The 2004-nt window shown below is 75.1% G+C and carries 1 protein-coding gene; it reads right to left on the bottom strand.

The window, feature by feature from the left end:
* Positions 1 to 1890: hypothetical protein (locus H5J33_RS32990; RefSeq protein ID WP_181798385.1), on the bottom strand; the 1890-nt coding region annotated here is incomplete at its 3' end.
* Between the last annotated feature and the right edge of the window lie 114 nt (positions 1891 to 2004).

Here is a 2004-nt window from a genome sequence, read left to right as displayed (position 1 = left end):
GCCGGCCGGGTCGCCGTCCTCCTCCTGGTGGTCGCAGGCGTTGACGAAGGCCGTCAGCGTGAGCGCGTTGACCGCGGGGTCGTCGTCGACGTGCGTCAGCAGCTCTGCGAGGACCTGGTCGTGCGCGGGGGAGAGCAGCAGCAGCGCCACCGCGTCGGACAGCTCGCGCACCATCTCCAGGTCGAACTCGTCGGGTTCGGCGGGGTCGTCGTACAGGCTGCGGGCGGCCTTGCGCAGCGCGGCGAGCGCCTGGCCGGGCAGTTCCGGGCCGATCAGGGCGTACGCCCGCGCGGCCACCCAGCGCAGGGCGCGGTCGTCGGCGCCGGACCAGTCGTCCAGGATGCGCGGGATGTTGGGCGTGCCGACAAGGTGGGCGAGGGTGAGGGAATTGACCGCCACCAGCCGGTGCCGGAACAGGCGGGAGGTGGCCCACGGCGCGATGACCAGGGCCATCGCGGAGGGCAGGTCGGTGCGGGCGAGGACGGCGACGGTGGCGGCGGCGCGGGTGCGCACCAGCGGGCGGCCGTCGTCGGCGAGCCGGCGCAGCCACTCGATCAGCGCGGGCCGGGCCGACGGGTGGCCCGTCCACACCAGGCGTAGCAGCACCAGCGGCACCCGCTCGTCGACGAACTTCGCCTTGAACTGGGTCACCGGCCCCCACTCGGTGTGCTCGTCGTCCTCGTAGCCCTCGGCGCGGGCCAGTTGGAGCCGCTTGTCGATGTGGGTGCCGAAGACGGGGACCTCGGCCGGCCGGCCCGGGTGCTGGGTGCCGAGCAGGAAGCGGTAGAGCAGGTCGCTCAGTTCGGCGGTCAGGGCGTAGGGGCCGCCGTCGAACGCCGCGAGGGCGACGAGGAACGCCTTGTCCCGCAGGTCGAGCGTGTTCTCGTCCTCCTCGAACCACTCCTGGACCTGGTTCTCCAGCGAGACCCGCGAGAACGCCCCGACCTCCTCCTCGGTCGCCTCCCCGGCGGTGTACCTGGCCAGCAGCCGGGCGAAGGCGGCGGTCTCGCGCAGCCGGTGGTCACGGGCCAGGAAGTCGGTGACCGCGGGGAGGCGGAGCAGGCCGGCCGCGGTGCCGGGGTCGAGGTGGGTGCGCAGGTGGGCCGCGAGCACCTCCGCCCCGGCCGGCGGCCGCCAGGGGACGGCCGTCACGTCCTCCAGTACGGCGGTGTGGCCCACGGTGATCACCAGGTACGCGTCCTGCTCCGCGAGCCGGTCGCGGGCGGCGAGCAGATGGGGTTCGCGCAGCGGGTTCCCGCGCCGGGTGGCCAGGTCGCCCAGCACATAGCCGCGGACCTGCCGCTCGCCGGTGCCGGTGAGCCGGTCGGCGAGGGAGCCGGGCGCGGTGTCCCGGTCGAGGACGTGCACGGGGACGGCGCCGAGCCGGTGCAGCAGCACCAGCGCGGCCGTGCGGCGGCCGGAGAAACGGGTGCCGGACAGCACCAGGACGCGGTCGCGGCGCAGCCGGTCCAGCAGCTCCTCGACGGTCTCCTCGGCGGCGGTGAACGACGCGTCCAGCCGCTCCAGCCGCTGCGGCGGCACCTCGCCGGAGACGGCGGACGGTCCCAGCAGGCCGGCGAAGCTCCAGTGGTGCACCTCCGTCTTGCCGCCCAGGAACACATCGCCGGTGATCTGGTTGCCGGCCAGGTTGTTCTGGTCGCCGTGGACCGTGCCGCCGCCGAACCGGGTGCGGGCGCCGATGTTCATGGTCCGGGGGCTGTGGTCGACCAGGTCGCGGCGGGCCGTCCAGACGTCCTGCGGCTGGTCTTGCTCCTCGGCCTCCTCGCCGGCACCGGCGGCCTGGGGCTGCTCCGCCGGTGCCTCGGGGGCCGCCGCGTCCGGGGCCGGGCCGGACGGGGAGCCGGGGCGTTCGGCCTGGGGTTCGCTCACGCGTCCTCACCCCGTTCCCGGCGCCGCCCGCCGCCCAGGTGGACGTCGCCGGTGATCCGGTTGCCGGTGAGGTTGTTCTGGTCGCCGTGCACCGTGCCGCCGCCGATCGTCACG

The organism is Streptomyces sp. WELS2 (genome assembly GCF_013870595.1).
Classification (GTDB): Bacteria; Actinomycetota; Actinomycetes; order Streptomycetales; family Streptomycetaceae; genus Streptomyces.
Note: the sequence above shows the minus strand (reverse complement) of the source record. Positions and strands in the feature narration are given on the sequence as shown.